The sequence below is a fragment of the Klebsiella sp. RHBSTW-00484 genome (genome assembly GCF_013705725.1).
Taxonomy (GTDB): Bacteria; Pseudomonadota; Gammaproteobacteria; order Enterobacterales; family Enterobacteriaceae; genus Klebsiella.
Map to the genome: position 1 here is coordinate 4,542,071 of NZ_CP055481.1, position 25,207 is coordinate 4,567,277.

Genomic DNA, 25,207 nt, shown 5'->3' on the forward strand with positions numbered 1-25,207 from the left:
TATTTCACTGGAATTTTTTATTCATAACTAATCCTTCTTTAATTATCCAGCTCACTCATGTTAGTAATCTGATCACGATTTATCTGCTCGGTTTTCCCTGTCTGGGCATCCTTGTAAGAAACCAGTCCTGTATCGTTATCAATACTTGGTTTTCCGTTGGTTACGATAGTACGCCCATCGGTAGTCTTTATAGCCTGATTAGAAGAGCAGGCTGTTATGGCGAAAATAGTAAATGAAGCTAAAAAAATGGCCAGCATAACTTTTTTCATAAAAACTCCTTGTATCAGTCTGTCATCGTGCAGCATATTTAGTGTAGCTTGTTTTCTGACCTTAAAAGACCTAAGTTTAAAAAAATTGATCTAACTCATTCAATCCGTCCGGACTTAATCAACAACGGAAACTATTTGACCTGCTCCCCATTGATTAGCATATGCTGAGACTAGGCTGTGTCCCTTAATCATCTGAGCTATAGTAACTGTCTGTTTCCACGACATATTGAACTATGGCTCGCTACGACCTTCCCGATGAAGCATGGACCATCATCAAGCCCCTGTTGCCTCCTGAACCTGCTACACGACCAGCCGGACGCCCATGGGCTGAGCATCGTAAAATTATTAATGGCATGTTCTGGGTGTTGTGTTCCGGTGCTCCATGGCGTGATTTGCCCGAACGATATGGGCCATGGAAAACGGTTTATAACCGCTTTAACCGGTGGTCAAAGTCAGGCGTGATTAACATTATTTTCAACAGGTTACTTTCACTACTTGATGCGAACGGCTTTGTTGACTGGTCTGCCACCGCGCTGGATGGCAGTAATATCCGGGCGCTGAAATGTGCCGCTGGTGCTCAAAAAAGCATCCTGATATCGACGGAGATAATGGGCTGGGTCGCTCTCGCGGCGGTTTCGGCACCAAAATCCATCTGGCAACAGACGGAAGCGGTCTCCCGTTAAATATCGTGTTAAGCCCCGGGCAGGCTCATGAAAGCCTGTTCGCGCAACGACTTCTGGACGGTATTGGCGTTCAGCGTCAGAACGGCAGCATGAAACGCCGTGGTCATGCAGTACTGGCCGACAAAGCGTACTCCGGACACGCATTACGCAATGAGCTGAAAAACAACGGCATAAAGGCAGTTATCCTCCGAAAATCAAATGAGAAAATGGCATCGGATGGACGTGCGAAGCTTGATCGTGATGCGTACCGAAATCGTAACGTCGTTGAACGGTGCTTTGGCCGCCTGAAAGAATATCGTCGCATCGCTACTCGTTACGACAAAACGGCGAGAAATTATCTGGCAATGGTGAAACTGGGCTGCATCCGACTCTTTTATCAACGGTTACGTAATTAAGGGACACAGCCTAAATCGATTTGCAGGTAGATCTGTTCCCTGGCCTTTTTTATCCGGCGTTCCCACATGTTTTTAAGCGCAGGATTAATCTCACGACCTGTGTTGGCTGATTGTTCAGCCCCTTTTTTTAAACTTTCCAGGTTAAATCGGGTAAACGACATTTCAAGCATGTCTGTTTGTTCTGGTGCCAGGGTATTGTGCTTGTCGGATTGCACACCCGCCACTTTTTTGATATTGCGTATCAACAAATTTACCCGCTTAACTGTAAGCGGTTTTACATGAAAATCCTCAAGCAAATCCTCTGACTCAATGAAATCAACATTTTTGATAAGTATCGGGTTACCACCAAAAATCAGCTTTTCCTGACTCTTGTTCACATCTGGCAGCAGCCACTCAGCATCCGGGGACTCAGCCGCTTCCTGATAGCGTTCGTGCATTTCACGCCGAAGAACGAACTCATAGTACAGTTCCCGGAGGGTCAGGTCTTTCAGCGCCAGATAGTTGCCAGGTTTAAACCACCTGGTCAACTCTACCTTTTGTTTTTGGGTTATCTTTGGCATCAACGATCTCATGATCAACAGACAGGTAATCACTATATGCAACAACCGGATTTCAGCCAATGGTCAACTGTCCCGACAAAATATTAGGGGTTTACATGACTTACAAGCGCGACAGATATCTGCTTCTCGCTCATTGCGGGGTTTACATGGTGCGAATCGTTATACCGTCCTACATGAAGCCTTACTTCAACTGTAAGCGCTACAACATGAAATCCATAGCCACGAAAGATATCAGGCAAGCAAGGCTTTTCAGAGAAAGTATACGCCTCGTTAACACTCGACATTGTTTTGTTCGAGTGTTACTTTAAATCTCTCCTTCATTCTGTACGTTTTTTAATCCCACAAGAAGTAACCCATAAGTAACTCAAACTTCCTTACAAATATTATTCCTATTTTAAATCAATGTGTTAAAAAACATAAAAAATACTGCTGCATTATTCGTCAAAAGACGTTACCGGGTTAGCGTCCATACAGGCCATGCACCCTTATCTTTTTATCAAATTTAAATTAACTTAAACCAGCTCAAGTTAACAAAGTGTTAATGATGCTAAGAGCCTATCCCAAAAGGGATTGTCAGGTAATAAATGATGGAAATTTCTGAGATCAAAGTATGGCGGGCAACAAGTGGCAGATCAGCGATGAACTCTGGGAGAAAATGGCCCGACTCATCTTGGAACGCAAAATTCACCCCCCACTGTGTACGCATCGCAAGCGCGTTGATAATCGTGCGGCATGAATGCCATTTTCTTTATGTTCAGAAAGATTGCCAGTGGAATGCCCTGAATGCCACAGGGATTTGTTCGTCCAACTCCGCTCACCGGCGCTTTCAGGAATGGCGGGATGCCGGAGTATTTGAACGCTTCTGGCAGAACGGCCTGCTTGCCTGTGAACATCTGGATGCTATTGACTGGTCGTGGCTGTCGCTCGATGGATGTATGACCAAATCACCACTGGCTGGTTCAAAAAAACAGGCCGCAACCCCACAGACCGCGGTAAACAGGGAGTAAAACGCAGCCTGATGACTGACGCGAACGGGCTTCCGCTTGCACTGGCTGTCGCCGGTGCAAATACCCACGACATAAAGCTGGTTGCAGATACCCTCGACGCTCTTCAGGCGGGCAGACCCGGCAGAAGACTCCGCCTTTGCATGGATAAGGGGTATGAAGCCGGATAGCTGGAGGCGTATCTGAAAATCCGGTGCTATGAACCTCATATCCGGTCACGGAAAGAGGGAGCAGAAACCATTAAAAACACAGATTTTAAGGCTCATCGCTGGGGTGTGGAGAGAACACACTGCTGGATGAATTGCTACCGCCGCGTCCTGACGCGCAGGGAACAGAAAATCGAAAATTATGAAGCGATGCTATATTTTTCCTGCGGCGTCATTGTCTGGAATAAAATCCGACTGGGATAGGCTCTTAATGAAAAACGATGAAGATTGTATGAGCAAGGCCCGGAGCATTAAACCCAATAAGCATCATGGGTAATATTGCCTCACCGTGCCTCAGCTGTTTTTTTATGTTAACTCTACGACAAGTCCATGTTTTGTATATGGACATATTTGTTGCGGGTGTTAGTATTGCATTGACAGTAGCAATAAATATGCGTGTTTCATTTAAGGCGAGGATTGCTGATGATGACCACATTAATCGCACCTCTTTCTGACCGGTTAGCAGCGCTGAAGGCGTCATGCGCCGGTTGGCCTTATCCCCCATACCTTCCTTTCCTGGAGAGACGATACTTCGCTATGCGGAGGAGAAACGCGCACCACTCAGCAAATGGAACAAAGCGAGTCGCGTATGGACAAAATCAAACGGCGTTGGGCAGTCTACGTTATTGGTTTACTGGTGGTGATTGCCGCCGCCGCATGGTGGATGCTGCGCCCACCGGGACTCCCGGCAGGCTTTGCCAGCAGCAACGGTAGAATTGAAGCCACAGAGGTCGATATCGCCACCAAAACCGCCGGACGTATCGATACCATTCTGGTCAAAGAAGGGCAGTTTGTCCGCCAGGGTGAAGTCTTAGCCCGCATGGATATCCGGGTGCTCAACGAACAACGGCTGGAAGCCGCCGCACAAATTAAAGAAGCTGAAAGTTCGATTGCCGCAGCGAAAGCGCTGCTCGATCAGCGTCAAGGCGAAATGCGCGCCGCTGAGGCGGTCGTGAAGCAGCGGCAGGCTGAATTAAACTCCGCCGCCAAACGCTACGGCCGTTCCAGCACACTCTCACAGCGCGGCGCGGTCTCCGCTCAGCAGCTTGATGACGACCTGGCGGCGGCGGAAAGCGCCAGAGCAGTGCTGGAATCAGCAAAAGCCCAGGTCTCTGCCGCCAGAGCGGCTATTGAGGCGTCAAGAACCAGCATTATTCAGGCACAAACCCGCGTTGAAGCAGCTCAGGCCACGGAGCGTCGGATTATCGCCGATATCGATGATAGCGAACTGAAAGCGCCCCGCGATGGTCGTATTCAGTATCGCGTTGCTGAACCGGGAGAAGTGCTGGCGGCAGGCGGGCGGGTGCTGAATATGGTCGACTTGTCCGATGTCTACATGACCTTCTTCCTGCCTACTGAACAAGCTGGCCTGCTGGCGCTGGGCAGCGAAGCGCGAATTATCCTTGATGCCGCACCCAATCTGGCCATTCCTGCCAATATCAGTTTTGTCGCCAGCGTGGCGCAGTTTACCCCCAAAACGGTGGAAACCAGCGATGAACGGCTGAAGCTGATGTTCCGCGTCAAAGCCCGCATTCCGCCGGAGCTGCTGGAACAGCACCTTGAGTATGTGAAAACCGGCCTGCCAGGTATGGCCTGGGTGCGTCTGGATAACCAGCAGGCGTGGCCTGAAGCGCTGACGGTGAGGTTGCCACAATGAACACGATCGCCCGCCTGGAGAACGTCAGTCAGCACTTTGGCGCAACCACCGCGCTAAAAGACATTACGCTGAGCATTCCCGCCCGCTGTATGGTGGGCCTGATCGGGCCAGACGGCGTCGGCAAGTCCAGCCTGCTGTCATTAATTTCCGGCGCACGGGTCATTGAGCACGGCAATGTGGTCGTGCTCGGCGGCGACATGAGCGATGTTCGCCACCGCCAGGATGTGTGCCCGAAAATTGCCTGGATGCCTCAGGGGCTAGGGAAGAACCTCTACCATACCCTGTCGGTCTATGAAAACGTCGACTTCTTTGCCCGCCTGTTCGGCCATGATAAGGCCGAGCGTGAGAGCAGAATCAATGAGCTGCTCCAGAGCACCGGACTCGCGCCGTTTCGCGACCGTCCGGCGGGGAAACTTTCCGGCGGGATGAAGCAAAAGCTCGGCCTGTGCTGCGCGCTCATTCACGATCCGCAGCTGTTAATCCTTGATGAACCGACCACGGGCGTTGATCCTCTCTCCCGGGCACAGTTTTGGGATCTGATCGACAGCATTCGTCAGCGCCAGCCGGAGATGAGCGTGCTGGTCGCCACCGCCTATATGGAAGAAGCGGAACGTTTTGACTGGCTGGTCGCCATGAATGCGGGGGAAGTACTGGCGACCGGCAGCGCAGACGAACTCAGGGCGCAAACGAAGAGCCAGACGCTGGAACAGGCGTTTATCGCCCTGCTTCCTGAAGCCCAGCGCCTGGCGCATAAAGAGGTGATCATTCCACCGCGCAACGCAGAGGAGAGCGAAATCGCCATTGAAGCTCGCGGCCTGACGATGCGCTTTGGCAATTTTGTCGCCGTTGATCACGTGAACTTTCGTATCGCCCGTGGCGAAATCTTCGGTTTCCTCGGCTCCAACGGCTGTGGTAAATCAACAACCATGAAAATGCTGACCGGGCTGTTACCGGCCAGCGAAGGCGAGGCCTGGCTATTTGGCCAACCGGTCGACCCGAAGGATATTGAAACCCGCCGCCGCGTTGGCTATATGTCGCAGGCCTTTTCCCTCTACAGTGAACTGACCGTTAGGCAAAACCTCGATCTACATGCCCGTCTGTTCCATATTCCGGATGCGGAGATCCCCGGTCGGGTCGCCGAGATGAGTCAGCGCTTTATGCTGGAAGAGGTTGAAGACACCCTGCCCGCCTCGCTGCCGTTAGGTATTCGTCAGCGGCTATCGCTGGCGGTCGCGGTCATTCACCGTCCGGAAATGTTAATTCTTGATGAACCCACCTCCGGCGTCGATCCCGTGGCCCGGGACATGTTCTGGCAATTGATGGTCAATCTGGCCCGCCAGGATCGGGTGACGATTTTTATCTCCACCCACTTTATGAATGAAGCCGAGCGCTGCGATCGCATTTCACTGATGCATGCTGGCAAAGTGCTGGCCAGCGATACGCCGCAGGCGCTGGTCGAACAGCGCGGGTCGGCCAGCCTCGAAGAGGCCTTTATCGCCTGGCTACAGGAGGCAGCAGATGCCGCACAGCCGCCTGCTGCTGAGGCTGCGCCGATTCCCATGATTGAACACAAAACCGAAACCATTGCTCCGCGTCAGGCGTTTAGCTTGCGCCGCCTGTTTAGCTACAGCCGTCGCGAAGCGCTGGAGCTACGTCGCGATCCGGTACGATCGACTCTGGCATTGCTGGGCACGGTGATCCTGATGTTTATTATGGGATATGGGATCAGTATGGACGTCGAGGATCTGCGATTTGCGGTACTCGACCGCGATCAAACCGTCAGCAGCCAGGGCTGGTCGCAGAATATCGCCGGTTCACGCTATTTTATCGAACAGCCGCCGCTGCAAAGCTACAGTGAACTGGACCGGCGGATGCGCAACGGCGAGCTGGCGGTGGCTATCGAAATTCCGCCTAATTTTGGCCGCGACATCGCTCGGGGAACGCCAGCGCAAATCGGCGTGTGGGTGGATGGCGCAATGCCAAACCGGGCGGAAACGGTGCGCGGCTACGTGCAGGCGATGCATTTGGCCTGGCTTCAGGAGATGGCCGGTCGCCAGGCCAGCCCCAATCGCGATACCTCACTGATTTCTATTGAAACCCGCTATCGCTATAACCCGGACGTGAAGAGTCTGCCAGCGATTGTTCCAGCAGTTATTCCGCTGCTGTTGATGATGATCCCGGCAATGCTCAGCGCGCTCAGCGTAGTGCGTGAGAAAGAGCTGGGCTCGATCATCAATCTGTACGTGACGCCGACCACCCGCAGTGAATTTCTTCTGGGCAAACAGGTGCCGTATATCGTGCTGGGGATGTTTAACTTCTTTCTACTATGTGCACTGTCGGTGTTTGTCTTTGGCGTACCGCATAAAGGGAGCTTCCTGACGCTTATGCTGGCCGCACTGCTCTATGTCACGATTGCCACCGGGCTTGGCCTACTGATCTCAACCTTTATGAAAAGCCAGATTGCGGCGATTTTCGGTACCGCGATTATTACGCTTATCCCGGCGACGCAGTTCTCGGGGATGATCGATCCCGTCGCTTCTCTGGAAGGGCCGGGCCGCTGGATTGGCCAGATTTATCCAACCAGCCACTTTCTGACCATTGCGCGAGGAACGTTTTCCAAAGCGCTAAATCTGACGGACCTGTGGGCATCCTTCATACCACTGCTTATTGCGGTTCCGCTGGTGCTGGGCCTGAGCGTGTGGCTGCTGAAAAAACAGGAGGGATAATGCGCGGATTACGCAATATTTATAATTTAGGCATGAAAGAGCTACGCAGCCTGCTTGGCGATAAGGCGATGCTGACATTAATTGTCTTCGCCTTTACCGTCTCGGTTTACTCCTCCGCTACCGTTATGCCGGGGTCGTTACATTTAGCCCCTATCGCTATTGCGGATATGGATAAATCGCAGCTCTCATCGCGCATTATCAACGGTTTTTATCGCCCCTGGTTTTTACCCCCTGAGCTGATTACCGCTGATGAAATGGACGCAGGGCTGGATGCCGGGCGATATACATTCGCGATCAATATTCCCCCTAACTTCCAGCGTGATGTTTTAGCCGGACGCCAGCCGGAGCTGCAGGTAAACGTTGATGCGACGCGAATGAGCCAGGCGTTTACCGGCAATAGCTATATCCAGAATATCGTCACTGGTGAGGTAAATAGCTTTGTCGCCCGCTATCGGGATAACAGCTCGTTGCCAGTCGAGCTAGCCGTCAGGATGCGTTTTAACCCGAATCTGGAACAGGAACGTTTCGGGGCCGTAATGGCGATTATCAACAATATTACTATGCTGGCCATCGTGCTTACCGGTTCGGCGTTGATACGTGAACGAGAGCATGGAACCGTGGAGCACCTGCTGGTGATGCCGGTGACGCCGTTTGAAATTATGATGGCAAAGATCTGGTCAATGGGTTTGGTGGTGCTGGTCGTTTCTGGATTATCGCTTATATTGATGGTCCAGGGAGTGTTGCAGGTGCCGATTGAAGGCTCTATACCGCTGTTTATGCTTGGAGTAGCCCTGAGCCTGTTTGCTACTACCTCAATTGGAATATTTATGGGAACCGTGGCCCGCTCGATGCCGCAGTTAGGGCTGTTGATGATTCTAGTGCTGCTACCACTTCAGATGCTATCCGGGGGATCAACGCCACGAGAAAGTATGCCGCAGGCGGTGCAGGACATCATGCTCACCATGCCGACAACTCATTTCGTCAGCCTGGCGCAGGCAATTCTATATCGAGGCGCAGATTTTGCGATTGTCTGGCCGCAGTTTCTGACGCTGCTGGCTATCGGTGGCGTATTTTTTACGATTGCACTGCTACGTTTTCGTAAGACGATTGGAGAGATGGCTTGAACGATGCCGTTGGAACTGCCACGGTACATGGCTGGCGAAAACAACTGGAACTTGAGGGCTTGATCATCCGAAAAGTGAAACCCGGTGTGGAACAATAGGCAGAGCAAATTTTTACTATTCTGCTTGAAACAGCTGCACTTTCTAAGCATGAGCTGTCTGAATACTGCCGTAAAAATGGCCTTTATCCTGAACATGTCGCTGAATGGAAGCCAAACTGTCTGATCGCCAACCAGCCGAAGCATCGCCAGTTGGTCGACGAGCAACGAGCGACCCGCACAGAGAAAAGCCGCATCCGGGCGCTTGAAAAAGAGTTACGCCGGAAAGATAAAGCACTGGCGCAAATGGCAGCGCTGCTGGTTCTTCAGGAAAAGTTGTCAGCCTGAAATCTCTCCAGGATTCACGGGGTGGTTCATTTTTGCCGACCATACTCAACGGCTTCCTTCAGCAGCGCATTCTCCATGGTCTTTTTACCCAGCAAGCGCTGTAGCTCTTTGATTTGTTTCACCGTCGCCGCAAGTTCTGAGGCGGGAACAACATCTTCGCCAGCCATGATCGCGGTGAGACTACCTTCCTTGTACTGCTTTCGCCAGGCGAAGATCTGGTTTGCATTCACACTATGAAGCCGTGCAACATGGGAAATGGTCATGCTAGGCGATGCGTTTCCTGAACGATGGCAATCTTTTCCTGTGGACAACGGCGCCTGTGGCGCTCTGGTCCCAGCAACTCTTCGATCATGCTTATCTCCCGACTAGTCATTAATTTAAAGTGGGTCGAAGTGTCTGGTGATTCATGGGGCCAGTCTAATCTGCATTACGACCCAAAAGTGACGGTTTACTCACAGAAAAAGATTAAGAGATAATTAATCTAAAGATAAATATTAAAAACATCATTTACTTATTGGGGTTGTTCACGCAGGCTGTTAGCAGCCATATATTTACAGATAGCCGATAAGAGATGATAGTAGGGAGGCATGATGAAAAAAAAAGTGATTGAAGCACTTTTTACTGGTTGCTGTTCGGATCCATTCTCTACACTTGGTATGCATTGTACCGACGCCGGACTGGAAGTTCGTGCATTATTACCTGATGCCACCGATGTGTGGGTCATTGAACCAAAAAACGGGCGCAAAGTCGGCAAGCTGGAATGCCTTGATTTGCGCGGTTTCTTTAGCGGCGTTCTGCCGCGTCGTAAAAATCCTTTTCGCTATCAGCTGGCCGCCACCTGGCACGGACAGCAGCATCTGATTGATGACCCGTACCGTTTTGGCCCACTGTTACAGGAACTGGACATTTGGCTGCTGTCGGAAGGCACGCATCTTCGCCCCTATGAAACGCTGGGCGCGCATCCCGATACGATAGACGATGTTGTCGGTACGCGCTTCTCGGTCTGGGCACCTAATGCCCGCCGGGTGTCGGTCGTTGGCCAGTTTAACTACTGGGATGGTCGTCGCCATCTGATGCGACTACGTAAAGAGTCCGGCATCTGGGAGCTGTTTGTTCCCGGCGCGTTTAACGGTCAGTTGTACAAATTCGAGCTTATTGATGCCCACGGCAATCTGCGGGTGAAGTCCGACCCTTACGCCTTCGAAGCGCAAATGCGCCCGGAAAGCGCCTCGCTTATCTGCGGGTTGCCGGAAAAGGTCGAGCAGCCTCCAGCGCGCAAGCAGGCTAACCAGTTTGATGCGCCTATATCGATTTATGAAGTGCACCTCGGCTCCTGGCGCCGCCACACCGATAATAACTTCTGGCTGAGCTATCGCGAGCTTGCCGACCAGTTGGTCCCGTATGCCAAATGGATGGGCTTTACTCATCTGGAGCTGCTGCCGGTTAACGAACATCCGTTTGACGGCAGTTGGGGCTATCAGCCGACCGGGCTGTACGCGCCCACCCGTCGCTTCGGCACCCGGGAGGATTTCCGCTACTTTATCAACGCCGCGCACGCCGCGGGGCTTAACGTTATTCTGGACTGGGTGCCAGGCCATTTTCCGGCGGATGACTTTGCGCTCGCCTCGTTTGACGGCACCTCGCTGTATGAACACTGCGACCCGCGCGAAGGCTACCACCAGGACTGGAACACCCTGATTTACAACTACGGCCGCCGCGAGGTCAGCAACTTCCTGGTTGGTAATGCGCTGTACTGGATTGAACGCTTTGGCATTGATGCGCTGCGGGTCGATGCGGTGGCATCAATGATTTATCGCGACTACAGCCGCAAAGAAGGTGAGTGGGTACCGAACGAATTTGGCGGCCGGGAAAACCTTGAAGCCATTGAGTTCCTGCGTAATACCAACCGCGTGCTGGGCGAACAGACGCCGGGGGCGGTAACGATGGCGGAAGAGTCGACCGATTTTGCTGGCGTTTCTCGTCCTTCCTCCACTGGCGGTCTGGGGTTCTGGTTCAAGTGGAACATGGGCTGGATGCATGATACCCTCGACTATATGAAACTGGATCCGGTATACCGTCGTTTTCATCACAACAAGATGACCTTCGGTATGCTCTACAACTACACCGAAAACTTTGTCCTGCCACTCTCTCATGATGAAGTGGTGCACGGCAAAAAATCCATTCTCGACCGCATGCCGGGCGATGCCTGGCAGAAGTTCGCTAACCTGCGAGCCTACTACGGATGGCTGTTCGCCTTCCCGGGTAAAAAGCTGCTGTTTATGGGCAATGAGTTTGCACAAGGACGTGAGTGGAATCACGACGGAAGCCTCGACTGGCGTCTGCTTGAGGGCGTAGACAGCTGGCACCACGGCGTTCAGCGACTGGTGCGCGATCTCAACCATACCTATTGTCGCCACAAAGCGCTGCATGAGCTGGATTTCGACCACTACGGTTTCGAATGGCTGGTGGTCGACGATCATGAGCACTCGGTGTTTGTCTTTGTGCGTCGCGACAGGGAGGGTAACGAAATTATCGTCGTCAGCAACTTCACCCCGGTACCGCGCCATGATTATCGTTTCGGCATCAACCAGCCTGGCCGCTGGCGCGAAGAGCTGAACACTGACTCAATGCACTATCATGGCAGCAATACCGGTAATGGCGGCATCGTTGAAAGCGATGTCATTGCCAGCCATGGTCGCGAGCATTCCCTCTCCATTACGCTACCGCCGCTGGCGACGATCTGGCTTACAAGGGTGCCTGATAATCAATAAACTTCGGAGGTTTCTACTACCCGGCGGTGGGGTTATTCATTTAAATAGTAGTGCCATGGTAGTTGAGTTATTCCCGGAGGTGGTCTCTTCTGAATTAATTTACAGAAGAATATTTTTTATTCGCTGTTTCCTTTTGTTGTTTTTATTTTAATGGCAGGACATCACTATGAGTAAACATGAATATAATGACAATGTCATGCTGGCACGCCAGTTACCGCTTAAATCTGTGGCGCTGATCCTAGCGGGAGGTCGAGGGACACGATTAAAAGACCTGACAGCAACCCGGGCAAAACCGGCGGTACATTTTGGTGGCAAGTTCAGGATTATTGATTTTGCTTTATCAAACTGTATTAATTCCGGGATAAGACGGATTGGGGTCATTACACAATATCAATCACATTCCCTGGTTCAGCATATCCAGCGCGGTTGGTCTTTCCTCAATGAAGAGATGAATGAATTCGTCGATTTATTACCCGCCCAGCAACGCGTGCATGGTGAGAACTGGTACCGGGGTACTGCCGATGCTGTCACACAGAACCTGGATATTATTCGACGCTATGGTGCGGAATATGTCGTTATTCTAGCGGGTGATCATATCTATAAACAGGATTATTCCCGGATGCTGATTGACCATGTTAAAAAAGGAGCCCGGTGTACTGTGGCCTGCCTTCCTGTACCTGTGGAATACGCAAGTGCTTTTGGTGTCATGGCTGTGGATGAAAATGATAAAATCATTGATTTTATTGAAAAACCTTCTAATCCTCCTACTGTGCCGGGGGATAAAACCAAATCGCTTGCCAGTATGGGGATCTATGTATTTGATGCTGAATACCTCTATCAGCTACTGGATGAAGATGGTCGGGATGAACAGTCCAGCCACGATTTCGGCAAAGATATTATTCCAGCAATTACGGTATCCGGAGAAGCCTGGGCACATCCTTTCCCGCGCTCCTGTGTGCAGACAGATAATAATGCAGAACCGTACTGGCGTGATGTCGGAACTCTGGAGGCCTACTGGAAAGCGAACCTTGATTTAGCTTCCGTGGTACCTGAACTAGATGTTTATGATCGCAACTGGCCGATCCATACTTATGTAGAGTCTTTACCGAGCGCAAAATTTGTTCAGGACCGCACAGGCAGTCATGGAATGACCATGAATTCACTGGTCTCCGGCGGCTGCATTATATCTGGTTCTGTCGTTGTTCATTCAGTTTTATTCTCCAGCGTACGGATTAACTCTTTTTGCAATATTGATTCGGTTGTTTTATTACCCGGTGTGTGGGTAGAACGTTCCTGTCGGTTACGACGCTGTGTGATTGATCGTGGATGTGTGATCCCTGAAGGAACGGTCATTGGTGAGAATGCTGTCGAGGACGCCCGTCGTTTTTATCGTTCTGAAGAAGGGATCGTTCTTGTCACTAAAGAAATGCTGAGGAGGCCTGAATAATGAACGGATCTCCTGAAAGGCATTCCGCAGAGATCATGGTGACAATCTCTAGCCCGGACTGATCTTACCCTGCCATCCCCGGACAGCTTTTGTATCTTAAGTTAACGATGCCCGCTGTCGCCGGTATTCCCCAGGGGAGTAATATCCCAGCGCACTGTGCGGGGTTCATTGTAATGCGTGAACGCTGCTGCTGCAGGGTTTTGCAGGGCTGTTCTCACATTCGGTTTTGGCATGAACGCGATATAGTCTTCCTTCATCGTCTTCACGAACTGTTCGGCCATGCCATTACTCTGCGGGCTGCTCACCGCTGTTGTGCAGGGCTCCAGATTCAGCTCTCAGGCGAACCTCCGCGTTTCATGCGCGGTATACGCGGAACCGTTGTCCGCCAGCCACTGCACCGCTGTGTCCGGCAACTTATCGCCGAAGCGCTTTTCTACCGACCTCAGCATTACATCCTGCACGGTCGAACTGTCGTAGCCACCGGTACTCGCCGCCCAGTCTATGGCTTCTCTGTCGCAACAGTCCAGCGCGAACGTTACCCGCAGTTTCTCGCCATTGTCGCAGCCGAACTCGAAGCCGTCAGAGCACCAGCGCTGATCGCTCTGCGCCACCGCCACCTTACCGTTGTGTTCCCGACCCGGCACCGGGCGCGGCGGCCTGTCATGCAGCAACAACAGGCTGTTTTCGCTCATCACCCGATAAACCCGTTTAGCATTCACCGGCGCAAGCCCCTCATCGCGGGCCTGACGCCGCAGCACCGCCCAGACCCGGCGGTAGCCATAACACGGCATATCGGCGATAACCACCAGTATGCGCCATAGCAGCGCCGCATCCGCTTCTTCATCGCGCTGGTTACACCGCCCATCCTGCCAGTCGGCGGAACGATTAACCCGAAGTGATAATTGCGCACGCGACACGCCCATGGTGCGGCTGACCTGTGCTATTCCTTGTCCTTTGGCAACAAGGGCGCATGCGCTATCCATTTTCGGGATACACCGTACTCCACGGCTTCTTTCATGATCTCAACTTCCATCGTCTTCCTGCCCAGAAGGCGCTGAAGCTCCCGGACCTGCTTCAGAGCAGCAGTAAGCTCTGAAGCTGGAACGACTTCCTCTCCGGCCGCAACGGGGGTAAGGCTGCCTTCCTGGTATTGCTTCTTCCACTTGAACAGCAAACTGGGCTGAATACCGTGCAGGCGTGTGACGTGGGAGACATTCATGCCCGGCTCCATCGTCTGCTGGATAATGGCGATCTTCTCCTGAGGAGTTTACGTTTACGGACTTCTTGCCCTAACAGGATTCTGGTCATCTCAAAATTGGCGTTAGTGTTAGACATATATTCAAGCCTATCTCTTATCTGGGGATACAGCTACAGTCTGGGGTTTCAGGGGGCGACATCACTCGGGTGAATAAATCCCAAGGGTAGAACGAGCTCTTTTTGATGCTATATCAATACCAGTTCCTGGACGTTCTTGCTCCCATGAAAAGAACTGATTTGTTGCCGCTTTTTTATTTTTTGAAAAGTTCCAGTAATTTATAAAGCAATTTACGGCCCATTCTATTTGATTAGTCGATGCTAAAACTAATCCAAGGTTATTCCATGATGAACCTCTACGTGGAGCTAGTTTAAGTGATGATGTCAGATTCATTTGTGCTGCAGTATAATCGCCGATCATGTAATATGCATATCCAAGGTTCCCTAATACTTCAGCATCTGACGGGTATATTTTTTTTGCTGTTTCAAGATTAGCTATAGCAGAAATGAACTGATTTGACCTAATTTGTATAATAGCCTTTTGATTTAGCGCTCTTGATTCTGAACGATCTTTTTTAGTGATTATTACCCGTGGTGCTGAGATTCCAGAGTTTCTATACGATGTATCAACCTGCTTAGTATTTGAGTATGTCGTTGATATGTTCTTTTTGTCTATTGTTGTTAGATAATATACGTCATTAGGGGGCGTCGTTAACATTTTGTATTTAATGTTTTCTGGGAAGTTCATTGCGGTGTATACAGTGTCCATATCAAGTGATAATGATCTTGCTTGGTCATTATCAATTTCATTAATGCTTATACGATGAACACCAATTATACTTTCGGGAAAAGCATGGCGTCGTATTCCCGCGCCAAATAAAAGAACGCAAGCACTAACACACTCCCATCTATTTGGCACTACCGTTGTTAAATTATTACTTGATATAATCAATGACATCTTTAAGGCGTCGGCAACATTACCACCAAGACTATTTAACCAAATCTGACTGAGTGGCATGTTATCTTGCTTAAATGAGTCGATTTGTTTTGCGAAAATGTATGCATCTCCTGAAGAAATACTTCCATTTACGGTAAGTAGAAACGTTCCATCCTCCATTGCTCCTGCTTGGAAGTTTAAATTTCCATATGCAGACCCTAAAGTCTGAGTAAATATTGCAGCCGCGATTATCCATTTTTTTATTTTTCTTAAGGATTTTTTTTCCATTTTACTCCTCCTAAAAATACCTCTCATCCAGTAAACCTGAGTGCGACTAATAGCTAGGACCACGAATCTTCTCTATGCCATGCCCCTAATATTATCACTAAATAATGATTTTAGGAATGCGCAAATCATTTAAAAGGAAGGTTCAGTCTAATACAATAGACTAATATTGATACATTTTTCCGATCAGTGCTTCTCACTGAGTATTTCGCTCTATTCGGTTACGGATTGGCATTGAAGTTCTATCAGAGTTTCTCATCCATTCTATCAACTGGGAACTTAACTTTTCATTCTACTTTTTAACCTGTTTTTTCGCCGCTTTCCACTACTGGCGGTTTTTTCTCGTAAATTTACCCTGCAGAACCACTCTTTGCGCGTTATGCACCAGTCTGTCCAAGATTGTGTCTGCCGTTGCTGGGCAAGATCAGTAATGGCAGACTCATCAAGCCAGACCGTCAGCGAACCGCGCTGCCTGAGCACTTTGTTGTAGGCAGACCAGTTGGTGATTTTAAACTTTTGCTTTGCCATGGGGACCTGATGCTGAAACGTCTGTAACGATCAGATCCGCCCATCTCCTGAAAGTTCGATTTATTCAACAAAGCCGACGATACAGTCAAGGTAAACAATGGGATCCTCCATCTCGAGAATGAATTATCTGTTGTTATCTACCATATTTCTCAACCTGAAACTTTGCCAGTGACTATGCCATTGGGCTTTATAACAACTAACAAAAAGTCGGTTAAGATTATTGGAGCGCTGATTACTGAATATCTGAAAAGTAGCTCTGGTTTTGATAAGCCACATGACTGTGGATTTCTTTCTTCGATAGTTGAAAAATGCTGATAGAATGGTCAGTTACCCTTTTAGTTTTCTTGACCACCTCCATAGGAGGTGGTTATTAATTGCCACTATTAAACCGTTACCTAAGTTGATATTTCTATATTTTGTACCAGTTAACACTCATGTGAACTGGTACAGTACATATCAGATACATCACTCTGACTCATCGGGGATACCATGCATCATATTGCTGTCACCCAGATGTTGTTCCCAGACATCATCGCATTTTATCGTACTGATTTCTTTTCCCTGTTTTAAAACAGTTATTTCCCCATCAGTATTTTTTCCATCATCGATATAGGAAACAGAGTAAGTATACTCGTTTTCTGGTATGTTCAATGTATGTATCGACACACCCTCAGCCCTACTGTAATTCCAGGCCTGACTTAACTGGCTCACATTTTTCACCAAAGTGATTTCAGGAATAACCCCACCATCTCCGTTAATATCCGACTTACCGAATAAATAAGCGACCTCATTATTATTTCTTAACACAGCCACCTCTTTAGTGGTTTTACCTTTTATGACACATCCGAACAGAACATCTGAATCTCCATAAGGTGATGCCATTACTGAACAGGAGATAGTAATTACTCCCAGAGCAGTCACATATTTAATTCCATTTAAAAACCTCATACAAATCCCCTCTAAAAATAAATAATAAATAAAAAGCACTTACCCCAAAGGTAAGTACTTTGCCTCAAAAATGCCTATTCAATATATACAACAATCTTACCATCTGATTGTTCTGTCACGGTAATATCTTTAGTTGTACCATCACTAAGTTGAGCAAATCCATAGTGCTGTTTCCCTTCACTTTCAGTTAACGTTACGTTCTCACATTGCTGTGAGTATTGACGTAACTGTTTATGATAGATATCCGTTACCACCTCGCATGCTGTACGTTCCAGCATCGCTTTGCTACCATTGAACGCAAAGTTCCCGATGCCATATACAACCCAGATCCCAAGCCAGACCAGCAACAGCATTTTCCCCTGACCAACGGCTTTACAACGTTTAGCAATATAAACTGGCGAAAAAAGAATCCACCATTTTGAAAAACTTGCCTTACCATGTTTATCCAGTAGCTTCCAGTCCATATAGAACAAAATAACCAGGGCAATCATAACGAACAGATTAACCGTATAGTTGACAGCTAAACTAAACAAACATGCGGATAAAACGCCGACAACAAACAATCCCGTTGCAATCCAGATATATTTTTCATGTAAAGACGAGCTGTCTATATTTAATAATTTACGGATATTCTCAGCGCTTACAAAATCAGACTTTTTTCTATCGCCAACAATAAAAGAAATCAATTTATTATTATACAGTACCCTGGCTTCATCGTTTAACAAAATGGACTTCATTTCACGGATTAATTTTAAATCTGCATCATCACGCTCACTTACTTTTTGTATCGCATGGTTTAATTCATCAAAGCTGACATTCATATCCAGCTCAAGATATTCATAATAGTTTATCATGATAATTCCTTATCTTTACATAATAGCCAAAATATTACAGAGAACGTTAAACTGATATACTTCAAGAGTGTTGAACAGGAAGTGAGTATAGCGGTAGATATAAAAGAATTATTAAAATACGTAATCACTTCCCTTATAAACATAACAAAACAACAATCCCTATACAAACAAGCAACATGAATAAAACACCAATGCCTAGATAGGCTTTAAAAAGCCTCTTAATTCTTTCTGGCTTCATTTTGACCTCACGACTACAGCAAAAAGAATCGCACCAAATATGGGGTCTATAAGCATACTGATAACAAACCATATGAAGAACGAACGGCCACTGGCCTGAGCCAATTTACCAATAACTATCGATGCTCCGATCCACAAAAGTAAAAGAATAAATGCCATCGTTGGCTCCTTGAAAAATAGCAATAAATGATTGAAGTGGTGGTTTAATGCCGTCACTTTGTCCGATAAACATGTTGAATGGATGGGCAGACTTATACCTGCCGCATTGAAACATCCTTGCTATAGGCGCATGGTGCATCTCCTAATTGTCACCCGATGAGAATCCTGGCCTGATTCTAATCAAATCCTTTCTAAGATAGGGAGGTTACGAGTGCAGGTAAAATTGTTATTACCGATCGAATTTCAATAATTGATCTGCGTAATCTATCGATATAAACGATCAATTTTATATATTTGATAGCTTGCAACTATCATTATAATGATATCGATCGTTTTTGTAGATCGGTTTATGCGGGGCATGTGGTGTATTAAAATTGATGAGGCAAGTAGTGGGTATTTTTTATTCATTAAAAACATAAGGATATGACATTTCTCATAACCTTCTAGTCAAAGGTATGACCACAATCGCCACACTCATATCTGTCAAACACGAGTCCATCAAGGGCTGAGCCGGTAACTGCTCCTGCAGTTGCACCAGCCACAAATCTCCCAAACACAGCACCAATAACGGCCCCGGCCGCAGTCCCCAGAACTGGCACAACAGAGCCGATTGCAGCCCCTGTACCTGCGCCGCTAAGTGCTCCAGCCACACCTCCAGCGATACTTCCTGCCTTCCTCCCAATATTACGTTCACTTACACGGTCAGAACCACATTCCGGGCATATCGTAGTCATTTCTTATTCTCCTGATTTACAGTTGTTAAAAGCAAAAAGGCATCCGAACGTTACTGAACGGATGCCTTCTCATAGGTAATTTTATCGTTAATGGTTATTTAGTAATTAAATAATCAATTGGGTTTTCACGCTGTTTTATCAAACACTCCTTGCATCACAGTCCTGTTTGCTAAAGAGTCAATATAATTTGCATACCACTGCAACATCTCCCTACGCTGCTCCAGATATTGAGCATGGTTGTAAGTACCACGGATAGTGTTCTTATCAACATGTGCAAGCTGTAACTCGATCCACGCCGTGTTATAGCCCTTTTCGTGCAAGATCGTACTCATCGTATGCCTGAAACCATGCCCGGTAGCCCTTCCGTGATAACCAACTCTTTTTAGTACTTGATTGATGCTCGCTTCACTCATTGGTTTTGTGATGTCGTTACGACCAGGGAAAACCAGATTGTAACGACCAGTAACTGCCTGAATTTCACGAAGTGACGCCACAACTTGATCAGATAAGGGGACCAAATGCGGGCGGCGCATCTTCATCCTTTCTACTGGCACCTCCCACACTCGCTTACCGAAATCAAACTCCTTCCACTCTGCCTGACGAAGCTCGATAGTGCGAACGCCAGTCAGCATCAAAATGCGTGTGGCAAGCCGAGTTATCGGGCTACCTGAATACGCAGCAAGAGCTTGTAAGAAATCAGGTAATTCACCAGCTAGCAGGTGGGGATAATTGGTAGACTTAGGCGCAGTCAGTGCGCTGGCTAGTTCAGAGGCTGGGTTTGTTTCAGCCCTGCCAGTGACAATGGCATAGCGAAAAACCTGATTGCAGGCCTGACGAATTTTACGCAACTTATCGAGGACGCCTCGCTTTTCTAATTTACGGAGCGAATTGAGCACTTCTAGCGGCGTAATCTCAGCAATGGGTCGTTTACCGATATCAGGAAAAATATCGTTCTCAAACGCTTCCATCAGATCTTCAGCGTAGCCTTTCGACCAGTTAGGACGCTTGTATTCATGCCATTCCAGCGCAATCGCTTTGAAGGTATTTTCAACACTGGCTTTTTTAGCCAATTTTTCTGCTTTCTTTTCTTCTCCCGGGTCACCACCCAAAGCAATAACCTTCCGTGCTTCTTCTCGCTTCAGGCGAGCATCAGCCAAAGAGATATCTGGGTAAACACCGATAGAAAGCTTTTTCTCTTTCCCAAAAAATCGGTACTTCAAACGCCAATACTTTGCGCCGTTAGGTTTTACCAGCAAATACAACCCACCACCATCAGTAAGTTTGTATTCCTTCTCCTTTGGTTTTGCAGTGTCTATCTGTCGTGCATTTAGTGGCATATGGGGCCCCTAATTTCCATTGAACGAGATGAGCCCCCTCAAAGGCCCCCAGCTACCACTTGATTTAGGTAGAACTGAGTTGACTTCGATAGAACTCGTGACAGAAAAATCCAGTAATATCAGGGATTATAAAGGATAAAAAGAGAATTCAGTAGAGGTGTGTTGACTTGAAAATGGTACGCCCTACAGGGCTCGAACCTGTGACCTACGGCTTAGAAGGCCGTTGCTCTATCCAACTGAGCTAAGGGCGCACTGAGAAGTGAGAACTTCATGATGTGCAATCGCCGGGAATTATACGGTGCACGCCTGATGAGTCAATATATTTTGCCGTGAAACTGCGCTTGTCTGCATAACCTGTCTGGTTATGCAGCTAAAGCAGTACAAAGTTTATCCAGGTGCATGTTTCTGCACGCTAACTTCAGCACAGGCTCAACGCCGGTCAGGCCAAAAGAAAGATAAAATCTCAAACGAAGACTGACAGCGGGGCTGGCTTCTGACAAAATATCGCCATCCCCCTTTCGTAAAGATACAGATGGAATCCTCTCTCTGATGGCAGCAAAAATTATTGACGGTAAAACGATTGCGCAGCAGGTACGCTCTGAGGTTGCGGAAAAAGTGAAGGCTCGCGTTGCGGCAGGAAAACGTGCGCCAGGGTTAGCCGTCGTACTGGTCGGCAGCAACCCGGCCTCGCAGATTTATGTCGGCAGCAAGCGCAAAGCGTGTGAAGAGGTAGGCTTCGTCTCCCGCTCGTACGATCTCCCGGAAACCACCAGCGAAGCGGAGCTGCTGGAGCTTATCGACACGCTGAATGCCGATAACGCCATCGACGGCATTCTGGTCCAGCTACCGCTGCCTGCCGGCATTGATAATGTCAAAGTCCTGGAACGCATTTCGCCGGATAAAGACGTCGACGGTTTCCATCCGTACAACGTCGGTCGCCTGTGCCAGCGCGCACCGCGCCTGCGTCCGTGCACCCCGCGCGGCATCGTAACTCTGCTTGAACGTTACAACATCGATACCTACGGCCTGAACGCGGTTGTGATCGGCGCATCCAACATTGTCGGACGCCCGATGAGCATGGAGCTGCTGTTAGCAGGTTGCACCACGACCGTGACCCATCGCTTTACCAAAAACCTGCGCCATCACGTCGAAAATGCCGACCTGCTGATCGTCGCGGTCGGTAAACCGGGCTTTATTCCGGGCGAATGGATTAAAGAAGGCGCGATTGTGGTCGATGTTGGCATTAACCGCCTGGAAAGCGGCAAAGTGGTTGGCGACGTGGTCTATGAAGATGCCGCCGCGCGCGCGTCTTACATCACGCCGGTTCCTGGCGGCGTCGGCCCGATGACCGTAGCCACCCTTATTCAGAACACGCTACAGGCGTGCGAAGAGTATCACGATATTAAGGAGGCCTAAGATGGCGAACTTCTCTCTGGGCAAACACCCGCACGTTGAACTCTGCGACCTGCTGAAGCTGGAAGGCTGGAGCGAAAGCGGCGCACAGGCGAAAATCTTCATTGCTGACGGACGAGTCAAAGTCGACGGCGTGGTCGAAACCCGCAAGCGCTGCAAAATCGTCGCTGGTCAAACGGTGAGCTTTGAAGGTCAAAGCATTACCGTTACCGAGTAAAAAGCTCAAGACAAACCCTAAAAAGAGCACGGACGATCCCCTCGCCCCTTCGGGGAGAGGGTTAGGGTGAGGGGTAAATCTGCTGATTAGTCAGCTCGTTATCTCCCTCACCCCGGCCCTTATGTCTTGACCTTCTCCGTTCCGGCGGAGAAGATCCCCGACTGATCATCGGGAGGTTACCGGTGAGCATCACCCAGCCCTGGAGCCCCTGAGCCCGCGGGAGAGATTATGCCCCGGTAACCTGTTTCCCTGTCGCCTCAAGACCGAACGGTATCCTGTGCCCTGAGCACCCACATATAAGGATGGTCCGGCGATAATATTCATAAGGTTACGGAGTACCATGATGAATCTTGTCCCTGTCGGCGTTGATATCGCCAAACTCAAATTCGACGTTGCTGTCCTGCTGCCAAACCAGAAGTACAAAACCAAAAAATTCGCCAATACCCCAGCCGGATGCCGCGAATTTCTGAACTGGCTGGCGCGTTTTGGTCACTGTCATGTCTGCATGGAGGCAACAGGTTGCTACAGCACTGAACTGGCCACCCTGCTGGCCGATAATGGCTGCTGCGTCAGCCTTGAAAACCCGGCACGTATCCATGCGTTCGCAAACACTGAACTGACCCGCAATAAAACGGACAAAAGCGACGCGGCGCTGATAGCGCGCTACTGCGCTCTGTATCAGCCGGCCCCCTGGCATCCTGCGCCGCTGAGCGAACGACAACTGACGGCTCTGGTACGCCACCTGCGTAACCTGGAAGAGATGCGTCAGATGGAGATGAACCGCCTTGAGGCAGCAGATGAAGTCATCGTTCCTTCCCTGAATGAACACGTTACGATGCTGGATGAGCTGATTGAAGAAACCCGCAATAAAATCAACCGGCATATCGATGATAACCCAGACCTGAAGCGGGACCGGGAGCTACTGAAAAGTATCCCCGGAATAGGAGACATGCTGAGTGTGAGCCTGCTGGCGTTCGCAGGAAATCTGCGACGGTTCAGCAACAGCAAGGCACTGGTGGCGTATGCTGGTTTGAATCCTCGTCGTTGTGAGTCAGGGATGTGGAAAGGGAAAAGCAGGCTGTCGAAAGTGGGCCATGCAGAGCTGCGTAGCGCACTGTATATGCCAGCGGTAGTGGCAGGAAGATGCAATAAGGTGGTGAAAAACCTGATGGAAAGGCTTGCAGCCCGGGGTAAGACAGGGAAAGAGCGAGTGTGTGCAGGAATGAGGAAATTACTGCAGCTGGCTTATGGTGTGGTGAAATCCGGGCATGAATTTAACGCTGAAATACCACTTGCAGGATAACCGGCAAGACGGTATCTCTCCCTGGAAGGGAGAGGGAGAAAAATGAACCCTCATTCACTTTTAAGCACGTTTGTCAGCAATCTGAAGGCGCCACAACCGGCGCCTTAATTTTATCCCCGCCCGACAAACGGCATCTCGTTGGCCATGATCGTCAGCTCCAGTACGTTAGTCGTTGGCGGCAGCGCGGCAATCATCTGAATCGCCGCCGCAACATCGGCCACATCCATCATCGCCTCTGGCGCAATCGTGCCGTTAGCCTGATAAACACCTTTGCGCATCCGCGCCGAAAGCTGCGTCTCGGCATTACCGACGTTAATCTGCCCGCAGGCGATATTATATTGACGGCAGTCGAGCGCTATCGATTTGGTCAGCCCGGTAATCGCGTGCTTCGAGGCGGTATACGGCGCGCTATACAAGCGCGGGGTGGTTGCAGAGACAGAAGCGTTATTAATAATCCGCCCGCCCATCGGCTGCTGCTGTTTCATTATCTTGATAGCTTCTTTGGCGCAAAGGAAGCTAGCGTGCACGTTGAGATTAAACACCCTCTGCCACTCATCAAACGAGATCTCTTCAATCGATTTTGCCGGGGTGTTATTGCCTGCATTGTTAAACAGCAGATCCAGACGACCAAACTGCTCGTGGACGCGCTGAAAAAGCGCCTCAACCTGCAGTGGATCAGTGACGTCTGCGGCAATCGGAATAAATCGCTCAGCGTCCAGCCCCTCTGCGCACTCAGTGAGCTGCTGCTCATTACGTGCCACCACGATGACCGTGTAGCCCATCTGATACAGGGCCTGCGCCGCCGCATAGCCAATGCCTTTACTGCCCCCGGTAACCAACGCCACCTTCTGCATACGTCTTCTCCCTTATGATATTTAGCTTCACGCTAGCGCGTTAGCGAACGAACAGGAATGGTCGCAATGCAAAAAATCAGCACGCCGATCCATTCATTTGCCCAAAATCAGAATCCGGAGGGAATGCCTTTACCGGGTACAGAGGCGATAATGGCAATTATTTGCTCAGGATAACGGGATATGCCAACCATCATTACCCACGCCGCCGTGCCTTTATGCCTTGGAGCCGGGCTGGGGCTACGGATTATCCCGCCACGTCTGTTGCTGGCTGGCGTCGTACTTGCCATGTTGCCGGATGCCGATGTGCTGTCATTCAAATTCGGCATCGCCTACGGCAACGTCTTCGGCCATCGCGGCTTCACCCATTCACTGCTGTTTGCGTTTATCGTGCCGCTGCTGTGCGTATTATTTGCACGGCGATGGTTTCGCGTCGGTCTGGTACGTAGCTGGCTGTTTTTGACGGTTTCGTTGCTGTCGCATAGCCTGCTGGATTCAATTACCACAGGTGGGAAAGGCGTAGGCTGGCTGTGGCCGTGGCTGGATGAGCGTTTCTTTGCACCCTGGCAGGTCATCAAAGTCGCTCCTTTTGCATTAGCGCAATACACTACGCCATCCGGCCATCAGGTTATTATTTCAGAACTACAGTGGGTCTGGCTGCCGGGAGCCGTTCTGACGCTGTGTTTGTGGGCATACAGAAGCCGGAAAATAAATGTAACGAATTGAATTCAGAGAATTTGTGCTTATCGGGGTTTATTAAAATGATAAGGCCGCAGCAAAGCGGCCTTAATTTCAATAAGAGCCTATCCCAGTAGGCGTTATTGGCGCAGACAGTTTGAACACGGACAGCGCGGAAGAACCGGAGCGTACACGTAGTACGTGAGGATTCTGAGCACTGCCCAGGTTCAAAGTGGCAAGCAAAATA

At 49.5% G+C, this 25,207-nt stretch carries 18 protein-coding genes, 1 tRNA gene and 7 pseudogenes; 13 read left to right on the top strand and 13 right to left on the bottom strand.

Features of this window, described 5'->3' with window-relative positions; translation table 11 throughout:
- Positions 1-38: 38 nt before the first annotated feature.
- Positions 39-269 carry a YgdI/YgdR family lipoprotein gene (locus HV213_RS21440; RefSeq protein WP_021314400.1) on the bottom strand — a complete coding sequence of 77 codons (231 nt, stop codon included), beginning with the start codon at positions 267-269 and terminating at the stop codon, positions 39-41.
- 233 nt (positions 270-502) lie between these two features.
- On the opposite strand from HV213_RS21440, the gene HV213_RS21445 reads away from it, so the two are divergent.
- Positions 503-1,347, top strand: a protein-coding gene (locus HV213_RS21445; protein ID WP_115723444.1) for an IS5 family transposase whose coding sequence is annotated in 2 segments (ribosomal slippage) — positions 503-845 and positions 845-1,347 — 846 coding nt in all. Because the reading frame shifts where the segments join, the coding sequence is not laid out codon by codon here.
- Here the strand turns inward: HV213_RS21445 and HV213_RS21450 are convergent.
- On the bottom strand, positions 1,344-1,907 hold the full coding sequence (locus HV213_RS21450) for a DUF6387 family protein (protein WP_021314398.1): 564 nt from the start codon (positions 1,905-1,907) through the stop codon (positions 1,344-1,346). The two genes, HV213_RS21445 and HV213_RS21450, sit on opposite strands and share 4 nt — an antisense overlap.
- Positions 1,908-2,002: 95 nt before the next feature.
- Between HV213_RS21450 and HV213_RS33320 the strand changes: the two are divergent.
- The 6 genes and pseudogenes from HV213_RS33320 to HV213_RS33795 form a co-directional block, all read left to right on the top strand.
- A pseudogene (locus HV213_RS33320) lies at positions 2,003-2,170 on the top strand (integrase); the annotation flags it as partial.
- Positions 2,171-2,517: 347 nt separating this feature from the next.
- Positions 2,518-3,321, top strand: a pseudogene (locus tag HV213_RS21455) (IS5 family transposase).
- A 385-nt stretch (positions 3,322-3,706) separates the two neighbouring features.
- Positions 3,707-4,774 carry an HlyD family secretion protein gene (locus HV213_RS21460; protein WP_028016386.1) on the top strand — a complete coding sequence of 356 codons (1,068 nt, stop codon included), beginning with the start codon at positions 3,707-3,709 and terminating at the stop codon, positions 4,772-4,774.
- Positions 4,771-7,500: a ribosome-associated ATPase/putative transporter RbbA gene (rbbA, locus tag HV213_RS21465; RefSeq protein WP_021314393.1), complete on the top strand. Its 2,730-nt coding sequence runs from the start codon at positions 4,771-4,773 to the stop codon at positions 7,498-7,500. The genes HV213_RS21460 and rbbA overlap by 4 nt, the downstream gene beginning before the upstream one ends.
- Positions 7,500-8,624, top strand: coding sequence for an ABC transporter permease (locus tag HV213_RS21470; protein ID WP_021314392.1), 1,125 nt, complete (start codon positions 7,500-7,502; stop codon positions 8,622-8,624). The genes rbbA and HV213_RS21470 overlap by 1 nt, the downstream gene beginning before the upstream one ends.
- Positions 8,621-8,825: pseudogene (locus HV213_RS33795) on the top strand (IS3 family transposase); the annotation flags it as partial. The gene HV213_RS21470 and the pseudogene HV213_RS33795, both read left to right, overlap by 4 nt.
- A 211-nt stretch (positions 8,826-9,036) precedes the next feature.
- Here HV213_RS33795 and HV213_RS21480 read toward each other — a convergent pair.
- Positions 9,037-9,359, bottom strand: a pseudogene (locus tag HV213_RS21480) (transposase); the annotation flags it as partial.
- Positions 9,360-9,594: 235 nt separating this feature from the next.
- On the opposite strand from HV213_RS21480, the gene glgB reads away from it, so the two are divergent.
- Both glgB and glgC read left to right on the top strand, forming a co-directional pair.
- The gene (gene glgB / locus HV213_RS21485) at positions 9,595-11,778 is read left to right on the top strand and encodes a 1,4-alpha-glucan branching enzyme (protein ID WP_031285560.1); all 2,184 of its coding nucleotides are present in this window, start codon (positions 9,595-9,597) and stop codon (positions 11,776-11,778) included.
- Between the two features lie 166 nt (positions 11,779-11,944).
- Positions 11,945-13,225, top strand: a complete 1,281-nt coding sequence (glgC, locus tag HV213_RS21490; RefSeq protein ID WP_021314389.1) for a glucose-1-phosphate adenylyltransferase — start codon at positions 11,945-11,947, stop codon at positions 13,223-13,225.
- Between the two features lie 96 nt (positions 13,226-13,321).
- Here glgC and HV213_RS21495 read toward each other — a convergent pair.
- The 9 genes and pseudogenes from HV213_RS21495 to HV213_RS21530 form a co-directional block, all read right to left on the bottom strand.
- Positions 13,322-14,533 (bottom strand): annotated as a pseudogene (locus tag HV213_RS21495) (IS3 family transposase).
- Between the two features lie 88 nt (positions 14,534-14,621).
- Entirely contained in the window at positions 14,622-15,704 is a 1,083-nt protein-coding gene (locus tag HV213_RS21500; protein WP_014837235.1) for a hypothetical protein, read from the bottom strand.
- 296 nt (positions 15,705-16,000) lie between these two features.
- A pseudogene (locus HV213_RS33330) lies at positions 16,001-16,119 on the bottom strand (AAA family ATPase); the annotation flags it as partial.
- Positions 16,116-16,229, bottom strand: a pseudogene (locus tag HV213_RS21505) (IS5/IS1182 family transposase); the annotation flags it as partial. The pseudogenes HV213_RS21505 and HV213_RS33330, both read right to left, overlap by 4 nt.
- Before the next feature lie 465 nt (positions 16,230-16,694).
- A complete protein-coding gene (locus HV213_RS21510; RefSeq protein WP_047683739.1) occupies positions 16,695-17,177 on the bottom strand; it encodes a hypothetical protein in 483 nt (160 codons plus the stop codon).
- Between the two features lie 74 nt (positions 17,178-17,251).
- Complete coding sequence (locus tag HV213_RS21515; protein WP_080490680.1) at positions 17,252-18,031, bottom strand: hypothetical protein; 780 nt, start codon at positions 18,029-18,031, stop codon at positions 17,252-17,254.
- A gap of 234 nt (positions 18,032-18,265) precedes the next feature.
- Positions 18,266-18,427, bottom strand: coding sequence for a hypothetical protein (locus HV213_RS21520; protein ID WP_040216727.1), 162 nt, complete (start codon positions 18,425-18,427; stop codon positions 18,266-18,268).
- 859 nt (positions 18,428-19,286) lie between these two features.
- Entirely contained in the window at positions 19,287-20,498 is a 1,212-nt protein-coding gene (locus tag HV213_RS21525; RefSeq protein ID WP_065806339.1) for a tyrosine-type recombinase/integrase, read from the bottom strand.
- Between the two features lie 174 nt (positions 20,499-20,672).
- Positions 20,673-20,749: transfer RNA gene (locus tag HV213_RS21530), tRNA-Arg, on the bottom strand.
- Between the two features lie 298 nt (positions 20,750-21,047).
- On the opposite strand from HV213_RS21530, the gene folD reads away from it, so the two are divergent.
- The 3 genes from folD (at position 21,048) to HV213_RS21545 (ending at position 23,431) form a co-directional block, all read left to right on the top strand.
- The gene (gene folD, locus HV213_RS21535) at positions 21,048-21,914 is read left to right on the top strand and encodes a bifunctional methylenetetrahydrofolate dehydrogenase/methenyltetrahydrofolate cyclohydrolase FolD (protein WP_110273139.1); all 867 of its coding nucleotides are present in this window, start codon (positions 21,048-21,050) and stop codon (positions 21,912-21,914) included.
- A 1-nt stretch (position 21,915) separates the two neighbouring features.
- A complete protein-coding gene (ybcJ, locus tag HV213_RS21540) occupies positions 21,916-22,128 on the top strand; it encodes a ribosome-associated protein YbcJ (RefSeq protein WP_181483226.1) in 213 nt (70 codons plus the stop codon).
- Positions 22,129-22,468: 340 nt separating this feature from the next.
- The gene (locus HV213_RS21545) at positions 22,469-23,431 is read left to right on the top strand and encodes an IS110 family RNA-guided transposase (RefSeq protein WP_197975051.1); all 963 of its coding nucleotides are present in this window, start codon (positions 22,469-22,471) and stop codon (positions 23,429-23,431) included.
- Positions 23,432-23,541: 110 nt separating this feature from the next.
- Here the strand turns inward: HV213_RS21545 and HV213_RS21550 are convergent, their stop codons facing one another.
- The gene (locus tag HV213_RS21550) at positions 23,542-24,285 is read right to left on the bottom strand and encodes an SDR family oxidoreductase (protein ID WP_181483227.1); all 744 of its coding nucleotides are present in this window, start codon (positions 24,283-24,285) and stop codon (positions 23,542-23,544) included.
- 180 nt (positions 24,286-24,465) lie between these two features.
- On the opposite strand from HV213_RS21550, the gene HV213_RS21555 reads away from it, so the two are divergent.
- On the top strand, positions 24,466-25,008 hold the full coding sequence (locus HV213_RS21555; RefSeq protein ID WP_181483228.1) for a metal-dependent hydrolase: 543 nt from the start codon (positions 24,466-24,468) through the stop codon (positions 25,006-25,008).
- Positions 25,009-25,207 lie beyond the last annotated feature (199 nt).

Bases quoted from the DNA above. Each gene is read 5' to 3' on its own strand.
- HV213_RS21555 (WP_181483228.1), top strand. From the start codon at position 24,466: ATGCCAACCATCATTACCCACGCCGCCGTGCCTTTATGCCTTGGAGCC.
- rbbA (WP_021314393.1), top strand. From the start codon at position 4,771: ATGAACACGATCGCCCGCCTGGAGAACGTCAGTCAGCACTTTGGCGCA.
- HV213_RS21450 (WP_021314398.1), bottom strand. From the start codon at position 1,907: ATGCCAAAGATAACCCAAAAACAAAAGGTAGAGTTGACCAGGTGGTTT.
- HV213_RS21545 (WP_197975051.1), top strand. From the start codon at position 22,469: ATGATGAATCTTGTCCCTGTCGGCGTTGATATCGCCAAACTCAAATTC.
- folD (WP_110273139.1), top strand. From the start codon at position 21,048: ATGGCAGCAAAAATTATTGACGGTAAAACGATTGCGCAGCAGGTACGC.
- HV213_RS21525 (WP_065806339.1), bottom strand. From the start codon at position 20,498: ATGCCACTAAATGCACGACAGATAGACACTGCAAAACCAAAGGAGAAG.
- HV213_RS21460 (WP_028016386.1), top strand. From the start codon at position 3,707: ATGGACAAAATCAAACGGCGTTGGGCAGTCTACGTTATTGGTTTACTG.
- glgB (WP_031285560.1), top strand. From the start codon at position 9,595: ATGATGAAAAAAAAAGTGATTGAAGCACTTTTTACTGGTTGCTGTTCG.
- glgC (WP_021314389.1), top strand. From the start codon at position 11,945: ATGAGTAAACATGAATATAATGACAATGTCATGCTGGCACGCCAGTTA.
- HV213_RS21515 (WP_080490680.1), bottom strand. From the start codon at position 18,031: ATGATAAACTATTATGAATATCTTGAGCTGGATATGAATGTCAGCTTT.
- HV213_RS21510 (WP_047683739.1), bottom strand. From the start codon at position 17,177: ATGAGGTTTTTAAATGGAATTAAATATGTGACTGCTCTGGGAGTAATT.
- HV213_RS21520 (WP_040216727.1), bottom strand. From the start codon at position 18,427: ATGGCATTTATTCTTTTACTTTTGTGGATCGGAGCATCGATAGTTATT.
- ybcJ (WP_181483226.1), top strand. From the start codon at position 21,916: ATGGCGAACTTCTCTCTGGGCAAACACCCGCACGTTGAACTCTGCGAC.
- HV213_RS21500 (WP_014837235.1), bottom strand. From the start codon at position 15,704: ATGGAAAAAAAATCCTTAAGAAAAATAAAAAAATGGATAATCGCGGCT.
- HV213_RS21550 (WP_181483227.1), bottom strand. From the start codon at position 24,285: ATGCAGAAGGTGGCGTTGGTTACCGGGGGCAGTAAAGGCATTGGCTAT.
- HV213_RS21470 (WP_021314392.1), top strand. From the start codon at position 7,500: ATGCGCGGATTACGCAATATTTATAATTTAGGCATGAAAGAGCTACGC.
- HV213_RS21440 (WP_021314400.1), bottom strand. From the start codon at position 269: ATGAAAAAAGTTATGCTGGCCATTTTTTTAGCTTCATTTACTATTTTC.